At 58.2% G+C, this 19,254-nt stretch carries 17 protein-coding genes; 8 read left to right on the top strand and 9 right to left on the bottom strand.

Going from position 1 to position 19,254, the window contains the following annotated elements:
• Positions 1-51: 51 nt before the first annotated feature.
• Positions 52-1,275 (bottom strand): 5-aminolevulinate synthase, encoded by a 1,224-nt coding sequence (gene hemA, locus ACR0LI_RS09945; RefSeq protein WP_480491314.1) that lies wholly within the window; start codon positions 1,273-1,275, stop codon positions 52-54.
• 187 nt (positions 1,276-1,462) lie between these two features.
• Here hemA and ACR0LI_RS09940 point away from each other — a divergent pair, with 187 nt between their 5' ends.
• Both ACR0LI_RS09940 and ACR0LI_RS09935 read left to right on the top strand, forming a co-directional pair.
• Positions 1,463-2,155, top strand: coding sequence for a Crp/Fnr family transcriptional regulator (locus tag ACR0LI_RS09940; RefSeq protein WP_171228829.1), 693 nt, complete (start codon positions 1,463-1,465; stop codon positions 2,153-2,155).
• 181 nt (positions 2,156-2,336) lie between these two features.
• The gene (locus ACR0LI_RS09935) at positions 2,337-3,368 is read left to right on the top strand and encodes a D-cysteine desulfhydrase family protein (protein ID WP_480718447.1); all 1,032 of its coding nucleotides are present in this window, start codon (positions 2,337-2,339) and stop codon (positions 3,366-3,368) included.
• Positions 3,369-3,453: 85 nt separating this feature from the next.
• Here ACR0LI_RS09935 and ACR0LI_RS09930 read toward each other — a convergent pair whose 3' ends face one another.
• The 8 genes from ACR0LI_RS09930 to ACR0LI_RS09895 all read right to left on the bottom strand — a co-directional run bounded on the left by ACR0LI_RS09930 (position 3,454) and on the right by ACR0LI_RS09895 (position 12,468).
• Positions 3,454-6,774, bottom strand: coding sequence for an ATP-binding protein (locus tag ACR0LI_RS09930; protein ID WP_480718446.1), 3,321 nt, complete (start codon positions 6,772-6,774; stop codon positions 3,454-3,456).
• A 191-nt stretch (positions 6,775-6,965) separates the two neighbouring features.
• Positions 6,966-7,343, bottom strand: a complete 378-nt coding sequence (locus ACR0LI_RS09925) for a VOC family protein (RefSeq protein ID WP_171635920.1) — start codon at positions 7,341-7,343, stop codon at positions 6,966-6,968.
• A 3-nt stretch (positions 7,344-7,346) separates the two neighbouring features.
• Complete coding sequence (locus ACR0LI_RS09920) at positions 7,347-7,895, bottom strand: thioredoxin family protein (protein WP_480718445.1); 549 nt, start codon at positions 7,893-7,895, stop codon at positions 7,347-7,349.
• Between the two features lie 120 nt (positions 7,896-8,015).
• Positions 8,016-9,275 carry a TRAP transporter large permease gene (locus tag ACR0LI_RS09915; RefSeq protein WP_171364398.1) on the bottom strand — a complete coding sequence of 420 codons (1,260 nt, stop codon included), beginning with the start codon at positions 9,273-9,275 and terminating at the stop codon, positions 8,016-8,018.
• Positions 9,272-9,805 carry a TRAP transporter small permease gene (locus tag ACR0LI_RS09910; protein ID WP_480718444.1) on the bottom strand — a complete coding sequence of 178 codons (534 nt, stop codon included), beginning with the start codon at positions 9,803-9,805 and terminating at the stop codon, positions 9,272-9,274. Before ACR0LI_RS09910 ends, ACR0LI_RS09915 begins: the two co-directional genes overlap by 4 nt.
• Before the next feature lie 63 nt (positions 9,806-9,868).
• Complete coding sequence (locus ACR0LI_RS09905; protein WP_171169737.1) at positions 9,869-10,843, bottom strand: TRAP transporter substrate-binding protein; 975 nt, start codon at positions 10,841-10,843, stop codon at positions 9,869-9,871.
• A gap of 23 nt (positions 10,844-10,866) precedes the next feature.
• The gene (locus ACR0LI_RS09900; RefSeq protein ID WP_152460347.1) at positions 10,867-11,409 is read right to left on the bottom strand and encodes a 3-hydroxyanthranilate 3,4-dioxygenase; all 543 of its coding nucleotides are present in this window, start codon (positions 11,407-11,409) and stop codon (positions 10,867-10,869) included.
• A 105-nt stretch (positions 11,410-11,514) separates the two neighbouring features.
• Positions 11,515-12,468 carry a dihydrodipicolinate synthase family protein gene (locus ACR0LI_RS09895; RefSeq protein ID WP_480718443.1) on the bottom strand — a complete coding sequence of 318 codons (954 nt, stop codon included), beginning with the start codon at positions 12,466-12,468 and terminating at the stop codon, positions 11,515-11,517.
• A 146-nt stretch (positions 12,469-12,614) separates the two neighbouring features.
• Between ACR0LI_RS09895 and ACR0LI_RS09890 the strand changes: the two genes are divergently transcribed.
• The 6 genes from ACR0LI_RS09890 to ACR0LI_RS09865 all read left to right on the top strand — a co-directional run bounded on the left by ACR0LI_RS09890 (position 12,615) and on the right by ACR0LI_RS09865 (position 19,243).
• Entirely contained in the window at positions 12,615-13,388 is a 774-nt protein-coding gene (locus ACR0LI_RS09890) for an aspartate dehydrogenase (protein WP_480718442.1), read from the top strand.
• A gap of 2 nt (positions 13,389-13,390) precedes the next feature.
• Positions 13,391-14,356, top strand: coding sequence for a LysR substrate-binding domain-containing protein (locus tag ACR0LI_RS09885; RefSeq protein ID WP_171635933.1), 966 nt, complete (start codon positions 13,391-13,393; stop codon positions 14,354-14,356).
• Between the two features lie 81 nt (positions 14,357-14,437).
• Positions 14,438-15,868: an NAD-dependent succinate-semialdehyde dehydrogenase gene (locus tag ACR0LI_RS09880; protein WP_480718441.1), complete on the top strand. Its 1,431-nt coding sequence runs from the start codon at positions 14,438-14,440 to the stop codon at positions 15,866-15,868.
• 326 nt (positions 15,869-16,194) lie between these two features.
• A complete protein-coding gene (locus tag ACR0LI_RS09875) occupies positions 16,195-16,542 on the top strand; it encodes a hypothetical protein (RefSeq protein WP_171723706.1) in 348 nt (115 codons plus the stop codon).
• A complete protein-coding gene (locus tag ACR0LI_RS09870; protein ID WP_480718440.1) occupies positions 16,535-17,779 on the top strand; it encodes a molybdopterin molybdotransferase MoeA in 1,245 nt (414 codons plus the stop codon). Before ACR0LI_RS09875 ends, ACR0LI_RS09870 begins: the two co-directional genes overlap by 8 nt.
• 213 nt (positions 17,780-17,992) lie before the next feature.
• Positions 17,993-19,243 (top strand): sarcosine oxidase subunit beta family protein, encoded by a 1,251-nt coding sequence (locus tag ACR0LI_RS09865; protein WP_171723708.1) that lies wholly within the window; start codon positions 17,993-17,995, stop codon positions 19,241-19,243.
• Positions 19,244-19,254 lie beyond the last annotated feature (11 nt).

Below are 19,254 nucleotides of genomic sequence, written 5' to 3'. Positions count from 1 at the left end.
AAAAAATGCCGCCCCGAGAGGCGGCATAAGTCAAGCAAAGGGGGGCCTTGATTACTGAGCGGCCAGTGGGATCCGCGCGATCTGACAACGCTGCCAGAGCGCCGACAAAGCACCGACCAGATGATCGATATCCTCATCTGTGTGAACCGGGGACGGCGTGATCCGCAAACGTTCGGTGCCTTTGGGGACAGTGGGATAGTTGATCGGCTGGATATAGATGCCGAATTCTTCAAGAAGCGTATCCGAGATGAACTTGCACTTCAGCGGGTCGCCCACCATCACCGGGATGATATGGCTGGGGTTCGGCAGATGCGGTATCCCTTCCGCATCCAGACGGGCGCGCACCTGATCCACACGGGCTTTTTGCAGATCACGCTCGGCGCTTGACTGTTTCAGATGCCGGATAGATGCGGCAGCACCGGCCGCGATCGAAGGCGGCAGGGCCGTGGTGAAGATGAAGCCGCTGGCAAAACTGCGAACGAAATCGCACAGCGCCGCGGAGGCTGCGATGTAGCCGCCAACCACGCCGAAGGCCTTGCCCAGCGTGCCTTCGATCACGGTCAGGCGATCCATCAGGCCCTCACGCTCGGCAATGCCACCACCGCGCGGGCCATAGAGGCCGACGGCGTGAACTTCGTCCAGATAGGTCATCGCGCCGTATTTCTCGGCCAGGTCGCAGATTTCCTTGATCGGCGCGATATCACCATCCATGGAATAGACGGATTCAAAGGCGATCATCTTGGGCGCGTCGGGGTCGGCGGCGGCCAGTTTGGTCTCCAGATCCGCAAGGTCGTTATGTTTCCATATCACCTTCTGCGCCCGTGAGTGGCGGATGCCTTCGATCATCGAGGCATGGTTCAGCGCATCAGAGAAAACGATCAGACCGGGGATCTTCGCAGCCAGCGTTCCCAGAGCGGCCCAGTTTGATACATAGCCCGAGGTGAACAGCAAAGCGGCCTCTTTGCCATGGAGATCTGCCAATTCTGCCTCAAGCAGAACGTGGTCATGCGTCGTGCCCGAAATGTTGCGCGTTCCGCCCGCACCGGCGCCACAACGCTCCAGCGCATCGTGCATGGCGTTGATGACCGCAGGGTGTTGCCCCATTCCAAGGTAGTCATTCGAGCACCAGATACGCACATCCCGCTGGATCGAACCATCGGTCTGGCGAGCGTTCGGGAAGGCTCCGCAACGTCGCTGCAAGTCGATGAAAACCCGATAGTTCCCTTCATCTTTCAAAGCGTCGAGGCTCTGGCTGAAAAATCGCTCGAAATCCATCTGACATGCTCCCCGGATAACTGGCTGTGAACCGAACCTAGGACAGCGACGGGCCCCGTGACATGACAATTGTCAAGTTGATCTTCAAGAAAAAGGCTGGCACTGCCACGCCGGCTTTGGCATAGCAGGGCATTGGGGATGATATCCCGGGCCATCGCCCGGACTGGATGAAGAAGGGAGTGCCTTCATGTCACACGAGGCACAAAAGGCGATTGCGCGGCAGTCTCTGCTTCTGCGCAGCTTGCCGGATCAGCATGTGGATACATTGCTGCGGCAAGCGATTTGGCGGCAATATGACCGTGGCGAGACGATCTTTCTGCAAGAGGAAGAAGCCAAGGCCGTTCACGTCGTGCTGGCGGGTTGGGTCAAGCTGTTCCGTATCTCTCCGACCGGGGCAGAAGCGGTGGTGAGCGTTTTCACCCGCGGAGAAAGCTTTGGTGAGGCCGTTGCGCTGCGCAACGTGCCGTATCCCGTGTCCGCCGAAGCCGTCTCAGCCTGTGAAGTGATGCATATTCCCAGCCCGGTGTTGCTGTCCCTCATGAAAGAAGACCCGGAAATCGGCGTTTCAATTCTGGCTGCGACGTTCACGCATCTGCATGCTCTGGTGGCGCAGCTGGAGCAATTGAAGGCGCAAACCGGGGCGCAACGCGTTGCTGAGTTTCTGTTGAACCTGTGCGATCGCGAGTCCGGTCGCTGCGAGGTGGAACTGCCTTACGACAAGATGCTGATCGCCGGACGTCTGGGGATGAAGCCCGAAAGCCTTAGCCGCGCGTTTTCGCGGTTGAAACCCGTTGGCGTCAAGATCAACAGGAACCACGCGGATATCGCCGACATGGACGATTTGCGCAACTACGCCGAAAGCGACACCAGCGAGAGGTGATTGATCACCGTCGACCGGACCCTTTGACGTTGCAAATTCACGGAAAGCCCGTGATCCGAAACTGGCCCGCTTCAACGGGGGCTCCAGTCGGACGCTTTTGCGCGTGACCGGCTGTCTTCCACGCTTTCCAAAACCTCACTATCCTGATCAGCAGTGCCATCCATCGGCACGAGTCTTTTGCATGAAAATGAAGGGCACCTGGTCCATGATAGACGCAGCGCTTTCAAACTATCCCCGCGCAAGGTTGATGACATCGGTCACACCGGTCGAACGGCTTGAGCGTCTTTCTGACCAACTGGGGCTGGACCTGTGGATCAAGCGCGACGACCTGACCGGGCTCAGCTTCGGCGGAAACAAGACCCGCCAGCTGGAATTTTATATGGGCGAGGCGCTGAGGCAGCGGGCGGACACCATCCTGATCACAGGTGCCGTGCAATCCAATTTCGTGCGCACTGCGGCAGCTGCGGCGGCAAAGCTGGGAATGTCATCCGTTCTTCAATTGGAGGACCGCGTGACGAATATGGGCGAATACTACCATCGATCCGGAAATGTTCTTCTGGCACAGCTTCTGGGGGCGGAACATATTGGCTATCCCAGGGGTGAGGACGAGGCGGGCGCTGACGGCGCTCTTCACGAACGTGCCGAGGATCTGGTTGCTATGGGTCGAAAACCATACGTGATCCATCTGGGCATCGATCACCCTCCGCTGGGGGCATTGGGCTATGTGGCGGGGGCGGCCGAGTTGCATACTCAGATCAGCGATTTCGACGCCGCAGTGGTGCCGTCTGGAAGCGGGGCAACCCATGGCGGGTGCCTAGCCGGATTGCGTTTAGTCGGGCAGTCTGCGCCGGTCTACGGCATATGCGTGCGTCGCGATCAGAACCAGCAGCACGCGCGTCTGCAAAAGGTCCTGAGGCGATTGGCGACCATGATGGGTTTCGACCCTGCTTTGGTCATGGAAGACATCTGTACCTGGGACGGCGCTTTGGCACCCGGATATGGGCGGATCGGTCGAGCAACCCGCGAGGCGTTGACCCTGATGGCGCGCTCCGAAGGCATCTTTCTTGACCCTGTTTATTCTGCCAAAACCTTTGCGGGGCTTCTTGGACTGCTTGAACAAGGCATCATCAAAAAAGGTCAGAAAGTTGTTCTGCTGCACACGGGTGGTCAACCTGCGTTGTTCGGATACCAGGACGAGTTGCAACCGAGTTGAAACAGCGCAGCATTTCGCCTTTGGTCCTGCGGGGCGACAGGATGAACGGAAAGGTGTTGCCCGCAGAACTGGCCGGGTAAGTACTCTACGACACTTTCGATTGATTGAGCAAAGACATGGCCCGCGCGACATCGCGGGTCTGCGCGCCGCCAACGATCATAGCCAGAATCTTTCCAAGATCCGGCGGCGAGGCCGGCGTGCAGCCAAAGCGGTCGCAGGTTTGCACGTAATCCACCGCTGTGCGCAGTTCGAACATTCTTGCCTGTTGTTTGCGTGCGGTTTCCAGAGCCTCCGTGAACAGATCGTCTGCGGCAGTGCCCATGGAGCGCACCAACGCCTGTATCCGATCCGTCTCGGGCTGAGCCCAGGCTTCATTGGTCAGAACCTGCTGTTCACGGGCTTCATCCAGCAGGCGCTGAGCCGCCTTCGGGTCGTTCGCCTTCAATGAAGCTTCGGCAAGGGCCGTCAGGAACACCGGTTTGTAGTTTCCGGCCCCGCTGGCCCACCAGGCTTCGGACGCGTCGCGCATTGCTCGGATCGTTTCCGGGCCTGGCTTGATCTGCGCGTCCGCCCAACACCGCCAGACATTCGCCGTCAGTGTCATGAAGGGGAAGGTGTGTTTGGTTGCCAGTTCCTCAAGGCGCGCGGCAACGTCGTAAACCTGTTCAGGTTCACGCCGCAACAGGTGCAACATACACAGATATGTCAGCGTCTGTGCCAGGCTATGAGCGTGATTGAGTTTCTGCGCCGCCGAGATCGCCTGATGCTGGATCTCGAGCGCGAGGTCGGGTTCTCCGCGCAACCAGACCGTCATGCTCAGGAAGCAGGATGTAATGGCAGCATGATCCGTGCCGTAGACATAGGCAAGACGGCTGTGCTGCTGAGGATCATACAAGTGCAACGCTTGTCGCAGATGTGCATAGGCGGCGTCCTGCTGCCCGATATGCAACAAGACGGCACCCATGGCCCGATGGGCAATCATTATGTGATGCGTTTCGTCGGTCAGCTTGGACAGGTCCAGCAACTGCGCCGCGACGTCCTTGGCAAGGTCGTATTCGCCGCGGACCAGATGATACGCATAGAGACCATTGAGCACAGGGAATAATTGTTCGGTTTCGCCCAGCCGATTGCACAGGTCGCGGATCCGGGCATACACCGCCCCCGTTTCATCGGCCGCGATGCCAGCGGTCGAGCGCAGAACGCCGGCCCGCAAGGTCTGGATCTTGGTTTCCATGCGGTCGCGGTCAACCGAGTCTTCCTGCTGTTCAAGCAACGCCAACGCACGCCCCAGCTGAGTGGCTGCTTCAATCCCGGCCGAGCGTTCAACGGCACGTTGCCCGGCCAGATACCAGTGTTCTATCGCTTCGTCCGGCATATCTGCCATCGTGTAGTGATGAGCCAGAATTTCCGGACCGGCAGGATTTTCGTGCAACGAGGCAGAGTTCAGTGCTTGGACCACACGCGCATGCAGCGTTCGCCTCTCGCGTTTCAGCAGGCTGTTGTAAGCGGTGTCGCGAATGAGAGCGTGACGATAACTGAACGTTTCCTCGGGCTCTGAGTCTGAAACGAACACGATCCCGGCATCCACCAGCAAATCCAGACCGGAACGCAACGCCCGTTCATCAAAACGGGACACGCTTGCAATCATCGGATAAGAGAATTGCGGGCCAATGACAGCGCCGATCTGTGCCACTTCCTTGGCCGAGCTGAGTCGATCAAGACGAGCCATCAAGGCATCATGCAGTGTCTTCGGCACAGTGGCTGATGGCGTGGACCGGTCGATCGTATAGGCGTCGGCGCGTTCGGTCAGAAGATCGGATTCCAGCAGATCCTTCGTCACCTCTTCTACGAACAGCGGGACACCGTTGGATCTGGCGGCAATCAGATGGTGAACTTCGTCCGGGACGGTCTTGCCCTTGGCAACATCGTTCACGATCTCTTTGACCTGCGCGAAATCCAGTTGTTGAAGCGCGACGTGCATCAGGTTGCGTGATTGTGGCCAACCCGGATCAAAGCCTGTCCGATAGCTCATGACCATCAGCAGGCGCGCGTCCTCTATCCGGGTTACAAGCTGATCAAGCAGAGTCTTTGTCGTTGGATCGATCCAATGTGCATCTTCAAACAGCAACAGGATCGGGGTTTCCTGCGCCATGCCGATCACATGGTTGACCAGCATGTCCAGCGTCTGCTTCATGATCTGCTCTGGGGTCAGATCCAGCGGGCCAAGCCTGTCTTCAAACGGGACCGACAACAGTGCCGCAGCCAGTTTCAGTGACCCTTCAGAAGGATCGCCCAGAACGCCGTGGATCTTGTTCAATTTTTTGTCCACACTGTCACCGGCCCGAAGTTCGGCCGCGTTTTCAAGCTGGCGTATGATCGGATACAACGCGCTTGCGTCATGAAAGGGCGAACACTGAAATCGAAGCTGTCGGTGTTTTGCATCCGGGATCGTGCGGCGAAGCTCTTCGATCAGCCTGGACTTTCCTATGCCCGCCTCGCCCGAGACCAGCACCACCTGACCTTGACCCTGACGGGCCAGCTTCCACTTGCTTTGAAGGGTTTCATGCTCCTGCGCGCGCCCGACCAATGAACTCATCCGGGCGTCGTCTGCCGCAAGAAAACGGCTGAGAGTCTGGCGCGTGCCGGTGACTTGCCAGGCTTCGACCTCTTTGGCAAAGCCTTTCAATTGAAACGTGCCCCGGCGCACATATTCGAACGCATCACCCGCCAGTTCCCGCGTCGTCGGCGCGACGATCATTGTCCCCGGATCAGCCATCGATTGAAGCCGTGCGGCCAGGTTCGGGGTCTCGCCCATGGCGGTGCCATCCTCGAACATCTTCTCTCCACGCAGGTCACCGACGACAACCAGGCCGGTCGCGATCCCTATGCGGACTTCAAGATGTGCATGCGTGCGGAGTTCCGGAATTTCGCGAACGATCCGAAGACCTGCATGAATGGCGCGTTCCGGGTCGTCTTCATGCGCATGCGGAAAGCCAAAAAACACCATGATACCGTCGCCATAGTAACTGGCGATATGCCCGTCAAAAGCGGCGACAGCAGCGGCGCAGGTCTCTTTGAACAGCCTCAGAACCTCGGCCAGATCTTCAGGATCCAGCTTTTGCGATATCGCCGTCGATCCAACAAGATCAATGAACATGACCGTCAGCTGTCTGCGCTCTGCAATGATGTTGGGTTCTTGATGCGCGCGATGTGATCCCGCAGCCTGCCCGGTTTCATCCCGTATTGCTTTCAGAAAGCGGCGTCTGGGTCCAAGGGGCAGGCCGATCGCGACAAGGTCATCGTCGCTCAGTTCCGGCAGATCACCCAGTTCGACCTCGTGCCGGGAGAAGGCATCGACATATTTGGACAAGCCGTTTCGGATCAGCCATTCATCAATGTCAGCCATTTGACCACCATGCATGACCGCAACCAGGCGGATCCAAGCATTCCCCATTTCCCTATGGTTAAAAGGACCAGCCCCGGGCATAGTCCGGGAAAACACAGTTCTATCAAGGACGACCCGCGAATTCCGGTCAAGTGTTCAATTTAAGGGTGAGGAAATTTCATTGCACGAAACTGTATCGGAGCCTGCCATCTCTATTCGTCGGTCCGAAAATCGATGTGAATGTGATTGCCGTCCGGATCCCAGACGTTCAACTGAACGGTGTCGATCGCCGTCAGTTCTACACGGCGATAGGAGACGCCATTTGTTTTAAGATGCGCTTCGAACCGATCCAACCCTGTCGCCGAAAAAGCGAAATGCTCAAGCTTTAGGTCTGCGTCCGAACCCGTGGCCTCGGCCTCGACACCGACCAGATGCACGAAAGCGTTTTCTTCGACATAAAGCCAGGCTCCGGGAAAAGGGAAGGGCGGGCGTGGCCCGACTCGCATCCCCAGCAAGTTGCAGTACCAATCGATCATCTCGTCCAAACGCGTGGTGCGGAGGTTGACATGATCCAGTGACGTGATCTCCATGGCCTAGCCTCGGGTCCATTTGATCGAACATCCCATTGATGGAATCTGGTCCTGGGGGCCATGCCCGGTCTCGGCAATTTGCAGCATCGCATTGACCAGTTCTGGTTCGCGCTTGCCTGTCTGGCCGCGGCCCAGATTGTCCAGACGGCCCCGGTACTGCAACTTTCCATCCGCATTCAATCCGAAGAAATCCGGAGTGCAGACAGCACCATAAGCCTTTCCTACGGATTGATCCTCGTCCACGAGATATGGAAAGTTGAAGCCGTTCTGCCGTGCGAATTCCAACATGTTTGGCGGCGAATCTTCGGCGTAATCGCGATAGTCGTTCGACATGACCGCCAACACGCCGATCCCCTTGGACATCAGCAGGTCCGTGTCCTGGGCAAGCCGGTCCGTGATCGTTTTGACATAGGGGCAATGATTGCAGATGAAGGCGATCAGCAACCCGTTTTGCAGGTGATCGGACATCTTGAAGGCCTGACCGTTCGGGTCCTTGAGCGTGAAGTCCGGGGCTTCCCAACCGAAATCGCAGATCGGAGTGTCGAGCAGCATGATTGTCCTTTTTGTGACCAGTTGGCATGTTCAGGCCAGCTTAGCTTACGGGCGCAAACAAGTAGAGCGTGATTTCCGGCACCATGTTTGCGACGGAATGCGCCTGCAAACGTATCTGGTTCAGATCAGCAGCGTTGACAGGCTTGGGTAATAGCTTAGCAGAAGCAACACCAAAGTTACTGCGATCAGGAAAGGCCAAAGCGATTTCAGGATTGAGCCGGGCGATGTGCCGCTCATGGACGAGGCGATGTACAATCCGATCCCGACCGGGGGCGTCAGCAGCCCAAGCACAAGGTTCAGGCAGGCAACAATGCCGAACTGATAGGGGCTGATATCGTATGAACCGGTTGCAATCGGCAGCAGGATCGGAGTGATCAGGATGATCGCGGCGATGCCATCGATCACCATTCCAACCAGCAAAAGCGCAAGGTTAACGATCAGCAGGAACACGAACGGGTCCGAGGTGACCGAGGTGATTAACCCAGCCAGTTGCTGCGGTATTTCCTCATAGATGATGACCCAGCCGAACACGCTGGCGGCCGCGATCATGAACAGGATCATCGACGCATTGGCCGCCGTGCGTTTGAACATCTGTGCCAGGTTGCTCGGCTTCAGGTCCCCGTAAACCAACCAGCCCACCAGAAACGCGATCAGGGACGCGATTGCAGCGGATTCGGTCGGTGTGGCGATCCCGAACAGAATACCGCCTATGATCGACATCGGAATCAGCAGGGCAGGGGCCGCGCTGATCAAGGCCTGGACGGCTTCGGCACGCGTCATCCAATGCCCTTTCGGAAAGCTCTGCCACCACCCGATCAGGGTGATGACCGATGCAAACGCCCCGGCAAGGATCAAACCGGGCAGGATTCCTGCAATGAACATGTCACCAATCGGGATCTGAGCCAGAACACCGAAGATGACAAACATCATCGACGGCGGGATGACCGGAGCCAGCAGCCCGCCCGCGGCCGTCGTGGCAGCGGCGAAACCCTTGTCATAGCCCTCCTCCTCCATCGCGGGGACCATGGCGCGCGACATCACCGCGATCTGCGCCGTCGCAGACCCGATGATGGCCGCCATGAACATGTTTGCCAGCAAGTTGATATAGGCCAGCCCGCCGCGAAACCCGCCGACAAACACCCGGGCCAGCGCGACAAGGCGCCGGGTCATGCCGCCTTCGTTCATCAATTCTCCGGTCAACATGAACAGAGGAATTGCCAGCAGGCCGTAATTCTCGAGACCGCCGAACATTTTCTGCGCGAAGCTGTCATAAAGAACCGTGTTGCCGCTTTCCCAGATGTACCAGATGGCCGTGATTGCCAGCACGATCGCCACGGGCACGGACAGTAGTAAAGTGGCCAGAAAGACGATGGGGCTCATGGCTGTGCCCCTTTGCCCGGGGCGCTCAGCAGATGCATGGTGGAATGCAGCGTCGCGCCCACTGCGAAAAGCCACATCACCAACCAGAACAGGTACTTTGGCAGGCCCAAGGTCAGCGTTGGCTCGGCGTAGATGAAATTGAATGTCTGACCTTGAAACGCCGCCACGTCAAATCCGCTGCTGGCGATGTCCAGCGGAAGGAACCAGCGCCAGCAGAACCACAGCATCGCAAGGGAAAAAGCAAACACGACCACGTCCACACCCTTGCGGATCAATGGTTTCGCGCGTTCGGGCACGTTGTCGGAAACGATGGAGATCGACACAGAACTGCGATGGTGCAATGCGGAAGACGCGCCCAGAAAGGTCATCCAGACCATCGCGTAGATCGCCAGCTCATCAACCCAGAACAGGGCGTTGCTCGCCGTTCGCGTTACGACATTCAACAAGATCAGAACCGTAATGCAGACTGCCAGAAAGGCAGCGCACCACAACTCGACCCGCGCCAAGCCTGCCGACAGCCGATACAACATCGCTGTTCTCCCGTGAAAAAGGGCGCAGGATCGAGCTGCGCCCCTTTCGTCATGCCGTTTTCGTTATTTTGTTTCTGCCGCAGTCTGCCGCAAAGCGTCAAGGGAAGAGGTCTTCTGGGACCAGATCCCGTTCCACTCTTCGATCGCGTCGCCAAAGAACGAGGCATCGACCTTTTTGTAGGCTTTGCCAGTGCCCTCGATCTGCTCCAGCCATTTGGCATCGTTTTCGACGTAGGCATCAATGGTGCTGTCCACATGTTTGGCCATGAGTTCCGCGATCATCGCGCGGTCTTCTTCGGACAAACCAGCCCAGACCTTGGCCGATACCAGCCCGACCATCGGGAACATCATGTGATCCGACTGCACGATCGTGTCGGCGTGTTCATAATATTTCAGAACCCAGATCAGCTCGGCATCCATGTCGATGGCGTCAACCTGACCATTGGCCAGCGCATCATAGACGGCAGGCAAGGGCATGGGCGTGGGTGCTGCCCCCACCGCGTTGTAGAAATCCAGAATCGGTGTGAAGGGCGTGATACGCAGTTTCAGGCCTGATAGATCTTCGGCGGAGGAAACCTCGCCCCGGCTGACGATCTGGCGCAATCCTGCCATCCCATATCCCAGTCCAACGACACCAACCTGCCCCGGCAAGGGTTCCAGCATGGACTTGGCCGTATCGGATCGCAGGATGCGCCCCGCGTGCCCAATGTCATCTGCCAGATAGGGCGCATAGAACGCCCCCAACTCGGGCGCGCGGTTGGAAACCTCGGCCACCGTCATGAAAGCCATGTCCAACGCGCCGGTCTGCAATTGTTGCAGCATTTCTGCCTCGTTCCCCAACTGGCGGGCCGGGAAGACCGATACCGAATGCGCGCCACCACTGGCCTCATTCAACTCGGCCCCAAACGCTTCGGCGGCTTTGGTCCAGATATGCGGTGGCGGCGTGATCAGACCTAACCGAAACTCTTCGGCGTGAGCGGCAACAGACGCCAGTGCCAACGCAGCCGCAGAGGCGGCGATTTTTGCGAAATGTCTCATTACTTCCCCTGTTTGATCTTGTTTTACAACGTGACCCAGCCCTCGGGCGGTTCCTTTCCCGGGTGCACAGCCTGACAATTGGGGCAGGTGCGGTCTTGTTCCGAGGCATAGAACTTCTGATAAACCGGAGGCAGGTCATCAACGATGGACTTTAGCTGCATTTCCGCTCGATGCACCAGTGATCCGCATTCAAAGCAATACCATTCGATGGCGTCCAGCTCTCCGGTCTGGCGCTTGGGTTCAATCACAAGCCCGATCGAGCCTTCCTGAGGGCGCTGTGGCGAATGGCGTACATGCGGAGGCAGCAGAAAAACCTCGCCCTCACGGATCGGAACATCATAGAACTCCTCTCCGTCATAGATTTTCAGCACCATGTCGCCTTCAAGCTGGTAGAAGAATTCTTCCACCGGGTCATCGTGGTAATCGGTTCGCTTGTTCGGGCCACCCACAACGGTGACCATCAGATCGGCGTCTTCCCAAACCTGACGGTTCCCTACGGGCGGTTTGAGCAGATGGCGATGCTCGTCGATCCAGGCCTTAAAGTTGAACGCTTTCAGTTTTGACATGTCCCACTCCCTATCCCTGAAAGTTTGGCGCGTTTTTGCATGACCGCAAAGAAATTATCAGCATCTCGCTATCCGATTTCCTTATACTGCCCGGCCTCACCCAGCTCAGACGCGCAGCCCGCATTCGTCGAACGCTTTGCGAATGATCGCTTTTTCCGCTTCGGTCAGTTCCAGCATCGGCGGGCGTACACGGCCACCGACCTGACCCAGCAACTCTTGCCAGTACTTTCCGAATGCAGTGGGTTTGCCCGCAGGGCGCGCGCGTTTCATCGCGTCGCGGACCGGGTTCAGACTGTCAAAGACACGCCGCGCTTCATCGGCCTTTCCCGCAAAGGCCAGACGCGTGTATTCGTTCATCCGCTGATCAACCTTGCTTTGCAGCTGATAGGGCGGGGACGAGCAGAGATACAACTTCCAGTCCAGTTCCAATATGTTGTCCAGCCATTCATCTTCGGCCGAGGTCGAGACATGGATCCTGTCGCCCACCATGTGGGTCAGCTTCACGTACATCTCACGCGGGACCGAGTATTTTATCGCAACGATATTGGGTAAGTCCGCAATGCGGGCGCATTCTTCGGGCTGCATCAAATAGCCACTGTCTGGATGGCTCCACATGGCGATGCCGATATCCAGTTCGTCACAAAAACGCTTGTAGTACTGGTACAAAACCTCTCCGCGATCCTGCACAAAGCTCAGAACCGGCGCGTGCAGAACGATGTAATCCGCGCCGCAATTCTGTGCGTGATGCGCCAGGTCCAAGGCCGTATTCATGTTCTGGTCCGAGACCGAGACGATGACACCGGCTTTGCCTGCGCATTCGTCAACGGCAATTTCGAAGTTGCGCTTGCGCTCTTCGATGCTCATCGAAAAGAACTCGCCCTGTTTGCCGGCGACGAAAAGGCCCTGGATGTCCAGATCGTCGATCCAATGGCGGATGTTGGCGCGCAGTCCCGATTCATCCAGAGACAGGTCATCATTGAACGGGTTCAGTGCCGCTGCCCATATCCCAGTCATATGTTCGCGGGCATAGGCCTTCGCGTCGTGTTTTGAGTATTTCATTTCCAACGTGGTCCCCGTGGCTTCAACAGGAACAAAACACACCAGGCGGGTCGGTCCAGTGCCATTTCAGGGAAATGGATATCTGAAAAAAATATACCACAAACTTACCAATTCAGATTTTTTCAATGCTGGTCTAGGGTCCAGACATGAAGATCGCAGTCATCGGAGCCGGCGCAATCGCGCAGTTTGTGCAGCGCATGTTGCCAGAACATGGGCATGAGTTGGCAGCCATTCTGGTCAGACCACACCGCGTTGATTCAAAATCGCCCAAGTCAATTGGTTCGGTTGATGACCTGCCGGCCGGAATCGAAATTGTTCTGGATTGCGCGGGGCACGAGGCACTGGCCGGTTTGGGTCCGGACGTTCTGGCACGAGGGCTGGATATCATCAGTGTCTCTGCCGGCGCACTTGCGGATCAGCAGGTCAGTGATCGGCTGGACAGGGCCGCGCGAAAGGGCGGGGCGCGGCTGCATCTGGCAAGCGGTGCCATAGGTGGGCTGGACTGTCTCAGCGCCGCAGCGGTCGGGCCGCTCAAATCCGTCACATATGTGGGGCGCAAGCCGCCGGCGGGGTGGAAGGGATCCCTTGCCGAACACAGTCTTGACCTCGGCAATATCACCGCGGCTGAAACCCATTTTCAAGGTTCCGCAAGAGAGGCGGCGCTGGCTTACCCAAAGAACGCAAATGTCGCCGCCGCCGTCGCCTTGGCGGGCGTGGGGTTCGATAACACACAGGTTCGTCTGATCGCCGATCCGACGATCCACAAGAACATTCACGAGGTCGAGGCCGAGGGCGATTTCGGCACGTTTCAGTTCCGGATCAGCGGTACCGCGCTGCCCGACAACCCGCGAAGCTCGGCGCTTGCGGCCATGAGTGTGCTGTCCAAGCTGGATCAGCTGTGCAAGCCGATTGTGCTGTAGCCATGGTTGGGCGTCACTCTCGCATCGTTGACCGCGCCTTGACCCGCCTGAAGCTGCGGCAGCTGCGTCTGCTGGTTGCAGTTGGCGCGCATGGAAACATTCAGAATGCTGCGCGTGAGCTGGGAATATCTCAGCCAGCGGCAACCAAGATGATTCAGGATCTTGAACTGGATTTCGAAGTCAAGCTGTTCACGCGCACCAACCGAGGCGTTGTGCCAACGGTTTTTGGCGAAACTCTCATACGTCACGGGAAGCTGATATTTGCTCAGGTTTCCAATGCCGCGCAGGAACTGGACGACCTGAACGAAGGAAATTCCGGCCGTGTCGTGGTGGGAACACTGCTTGCGGCGTCAACCAGCCTGCTACCTGCCGCCATTGAACTGCTGCTGGAAGACCGCCCGAACGTTGCGGTCAAGATCAGCGAAGGGACAAACGAGGTGCTCATGCCCCGGCTGCTGTCGGGTGAGATCGACATGGTTGTAGGACGCCTGCCGTCGCACCGGCATCGCGACAAGATTCGACAGGAAAAACTGTTCGAGGATCGGATATTGGCCATTGTCGGCCCTCAACACCCGCTTGCTGAGCGGGACGCCGTGACCTTTGCGCAAACCAAGCCGTTTGGCTGGATTCTTCCCCCGCAAGAGACCACGTTGCGACGTCAGGCGGATCATTTTTTCGTCGGCCAGCAGCAATACGTGCCACCGGTCGCCATTGAATCCGTGTCCTACCTGACGAACCGGGCGCTGCTGCAATCCCGCGACCTGATCGGCCTTATGCCGGCCGAAGTCGTCGTCCAGGATATCGAAAACAACCATCTTGCCCAGCTCACCTGGGAGGTTCCGTTCGGGCAGGGACCAATTGGAGTGTCTTTCCGCGCCGACGACGATCTGTCGCCCGCTGGGCGCGCTTTCAAAACGGCCCTGCATCGGGCGGCGCAGAGCAGACAGACCAGATATCCGCCAATTTGATATCCGTATTCGCGCAATGCGCTTGAACTCATGCGAGGCATCGCGCGATCAAAAATCAAGGCAAATGGAGGCGCCAGTTTCATGTATCCAGAGCTCAGGCTGTTCATTGGCGGCACGTGGCGAAAAACCGGGCGCGATATCCCGGTTGTCAACCCGGCAACCGAGGAAGAACTCGGTCGGTTGCCTTGCGCATCGGCGAAAGACCTGGACGACGCGCTGCAAGCGGCCGTCGAAGGCTTTCGACTGTGGCGCCGCACATCGCCGCGGGAACGCGCGGATACGATCCTGCGGGCGGCAGCCCTCATGCGTCAGCGGCAGGAAGAAATCGCGCATTCCATTACACTGGAGCATGGCAAGCCTTTGAAGCAGGCCCGGCTGGAGGTCATTCGAGGCGCCGAGTTCTTTGAATGGGATGCGGGCGAGGCGATGCGGACCTATGGCAGGATCATTCCGGCGGCGCAGGGTCACAAATTTGCAGTTCATCACCAGCCTGTCGGCGTTGTCGCGGCATTTTCGCCGTGGAACTTCCCCATGAGCCAACCTGCCCGGAAAATCGCGGGTGCTTTGGCCTCGGGCTGTTCAGTGATCCTGAAAGCGGCAGAAGAAACGCCTGCCGGCGCTTTGCACATAGCAAAAGCGTTCGAAGATGCCGGTCTGCCGGCAGGGGTTCTGAATTTGGTGTTCGGTGAACCATCCGAGATATCCGGTCATCTGATCCCGCAGGACCCCGTTCGCTTGGTGGCCTTCACCGGATCGACAACCGTCGGGCGTCATTTAACCACTTTGGCGGCCCGGCACGACACCCGAGTGCTTATGGAGTTGGGTGGCCACGCGCCGGTCATCGTTTGCGAAGATACGGATGTGCAATCGGCGGCCGTTTCAGGCGCGGTCCGCAAAATGCGCAATGCCGGTCAGGTCTGCACATCCCCAACCCGTTTCTTCGCGCATGACAGTATTTTTGACGCCTATGCGGCCGGATTTGTTGCGAGGGCCAAGGCCACAGTTGTCGGCAATGGGCTTGACGCAACCGTTGAAATGGGCCCAACGGCCAACGACCGGCGCGTGCCAGCCTTGTCAGAGCTGGTTGAAGACGCAGTGGCGCAGGGGGCAACGCTTGCCACAGGTGGATCGCGGCTGGGTGAGCGGGGATATTTCTTTGAACCCACGGTGTTATTGAACGTTCCTAAAGCGGCTCGGATCATGCGCGAAGAGCCGTTTGGACCGGTTGCGGTGATCAACCCGGTGGCTTCGCTGGATGAGGCGATCGCTCTGGCGAATTCAGTTCCCTACGGGCTGGCGGGGTACGCTTTCACCAATCGGGCGGATTACATCGACCGTCTGATCGACGAGGTCGAGGTCGGCAATCTCTCGATCAACACACTTGAAGCATCCATGCCGGAAACGCCCTTTGGGGGCGTGAAATCCAGTGGCTATGGTCGGGAAGGCGGAACCGAAGGCCTTGAGAATTACATGACGGTCAAGAACGTCTGGCATTCGGCCAGGATCTGCTGAAAAAGATCCCGACACCTGCACTTGTCGACTTTTCGCGACCAAGCCAGCCTTTTTCCTTTCGAAATCGACCAAAGGGCCAGCGCTGCGATTGTGATTTCATTACTTGCGGAACCGAAAGACGCGACAATGTGCCCTTTCTGATGGGACGCCCGAACGCGGATCATGACCTATGTCAATGACAGTAAACCCGCCTTGCTGTCCATTGGCCGGGAATTTCTGGCCGGACCGTGCGACAAAACCATCGCGTCCTTTTGCCGGTGATGATCAGCGTTTTGGCTGACCTGCGGGGGGTTTCCCGCCGGGTGGCCTGAGCTCCGGAGGGACGGATGAACACTTGGCTGACGCTATCTGCACCAATCCCTGCCAAGGATACCGAGGGCTTCGAGAGAATGGCTGGGCTGCCCACCGTAACGTCCACCTTTGGCATGAACTCTGACTGCGCGCGCGTGTCTGAGCTTTGCGGCCAACCCGAGCAGGATTTGTCGTCCGTGAAAGAAGGCGATGACGGCACAGGTCGCGCCGCACATGGTCGGCATAACGTGGGTACGCTGCCGGTCGTTGCTGATCCCAGCTCGGACTTGGAAAAATTCAACGACGGCCTGCCCAATCTGGATCCGGACGAACAGCCGGGATTTGCAGGACGCTTAATATTTTCGGAGATTCAAAATGGCTGATGGATGTGCCTGTGACCGCCACGCCGACATGTATCTGACTGTCGAGGACGCCCTTGAACGCGGTCTTTCCGTCGCCGATCCTGTTGCCGAAACCGAGATTTTGCCGCTGGAACAGGCTATAGGCCGGGTTCTGGCCGAGGATTGCGCCAGCAAGGTTGATATGCCTGCCTTCGACAACTCGGCCATGGATGGCTATGCCATCCGCACCGGTGATCTGAGTGACGGGCCGGTGTTCGAGCTGCCCATCGCCGGGCGCGTGGCTGCGGGTGACTGCGGCGACCATGATGCACCCGAAGGCAGCGCTTTGCGCATTTTCACGGGCGCTCCGGTGCCACCTGAATTCGATGCCGTGCTGATGCAGGAAGATTGCGATCTTTTGATCGACAGGATTCGATTCAGCCGCCGCCCGAAACCCGGCCAGCATATCCGACGCGCAGGGGAAGATCTTTGTGCCGGGGGTCCGATCCTGCGACGCGGCTGTGAAATTGGACCGCGCGAGATGGCCGCCCTGGCATCCGCCGGGTATGGTGAGGTCCTAGTGTTTCGAAAACTGAAGGTCACGATCTTTTCGACAGGCAGCGAACTGCGTCAACCGGGCGAACCCCTCGACCCCGGCCAAATCTACAACTCGAACCGTTATATGCTGCTGGCGCTGTTGCAAAAACCCTGGATCGAACTGATCGACCGGGGACCGGTCGTGGATGACCCGACCCGTCTGGAACAGGTTCTGCGCGAGGCATGCGTTGCCTCGGATCTCATCGTCACGACCGGGGGCGTGTCCGTCGGGGATGAAGATCACATGCCCCGGCTGTTCAGCGCGATTGGCGGCGAAACCGATGTCATGAAAGTGGCGATGAAGCCCGGTAAACCGGTCATGTTCGGGCGGCGCGGGCGTGCTCTTTACGTTGGCCTGCCCGGCAACCCGGTGTCAGCCTATGTGACATGGCAGATAATCGGGTCGCAGATGATGGCGCGGCGCGCAGGCTTGTGCCACAGACCTCAGGTACCTGTTCAGGCCGTGTTGGCCGAACCGGTGCAGCGTCGCGCGGGTCGGCAGGAATATCGCCCGGTCCAGATTGACGGTACCTCGCCGCGTGGCCTTCCCAATGTGCGTCTGATGGCGCCCTCCTACAGTGGCCGTGTTGCCTTGCTGGCGCAGGCAGACGGGTTGGCGATCATACCGGCCGAGATCGAAGACCTGCCCGCCGGGCATTCGATTGAATTGTTGAGGTTCTGATCTTCGCACCAGGTGCGTTGCTTTTTATCCTGCAACCTCAACGCTGCGGTCATGGTGGGCACCCGGAAAATTGCCCGGTCGCGCGCCAATCAATCCCAATACCGGTCTGAAAATTGTCGCAACCGATAAACTCCGTGACGGATTACGTCGTGACTGGGGCTTTCCCGGCGGCACATGATGCTTCGGCGCACTGAGGGTTAAGGACACAAATTCATGCGGTATTCGGCACTCGCGATTATGCGGCAGGTTTTGAACGGGCACCGGGGCTGGACACCGGCTTGGCGTGATCCCGAGCCTCAATCAAGCTATGATTTCATCGTGATTGGCGGCGGCGGCCATGGCCTTGCGACGGCATATTATCTGGCCAAGGAACACAACGCCGCCAAGGTTGCCGTTTTGGAAAAAGGCTGGATCGGTGGCGGCAACGTCGGGCGCAATACAACGATCATTCGCGCCAATTACCTGTTGGATGGCAACCAGCCATTCTATGAGCTGTCGCTGAAACTGTGGGAAAATCTTGAACAGGACCTGAACTACAATGCGATGGTCAGTCAGCGCGGTATTCTGAACCTCTGTCATACGGACGCGCAGCGTGACGCGTATCGTCGTCGTGGCAACGCGATGATGTTCACCGGCTCTGGGGCCGAACTGCTGGATGCAGAGGGCGTTCGCGCGATGTATCCGTTCCTGAACTTTGACGATGCGCGCTTTCCGATCAAGGGCGGTCTGTTGCATCGCCGCGGTGGTACGGCGCGTCATGACGGTGTCGCTTGGGGCTATGCCCGTGCCGCGGATCAACGGGGGGTCGACATCATCCAGAATTGCGAAGTCACCGGGTTCCGCATCGAAAACGGAAAACTGCTGGGCGTTGAAACCACAAGGGGTTACATCGGCGCCAAGAAGGTGGGCGTGGCGGTTGCCGGGTCTTCCGGGCGCGTGATGGCACAGGCGGGGATGCGCCTGCCGATCGAAAGCCACGTGCTACAGGCCTTTGTGACCGAAGGGCTGAAACCGGTGCTTGACGGGGTGATCACGTATGGCGCCGGACATTTCTATGTCAGCCAATCGGACAAGGGCGGTCTGGTCTTTGGCGGCGATATCGACGGCTACAACACCTATGCACAACGCGGCAACCTGCCTGTGGTCGAGGACGTGGCCGAAGGTGGCATGTCCCTGATGCCGATGATCGGTCGCGCGCGCCTGCTGCGGATGTGGGGCGGCGTGATGGATATGTCGATGGATGGTTCGCCGTTCATTGATCACACCGGAATTGAAGGGCTCTATTTTAATGGTGGCTGGTGCTACGGCGGGTTCAAGGCAACGCCAGCATCTGGTTTTTGTTTCGCGCATCTGATGGCCACCGACCGACCGCATGACGTTGCATCTGCCTATCGTCTGGACCGGTTCAGAACCGGGCAGATGATTGACGAAAAAGGCGTGGGCGCACAGCCCAACCTGCACTGAGGAGGCCCGGA

The sequence above is a fragment of the Ruegeria sp. CL7 genome (assembly GCF_056536445.1).
Note: the sequence above shows the minus strand (reverse complement) of the source record. Positions and strands in the feature narration are given on the sequence as shown.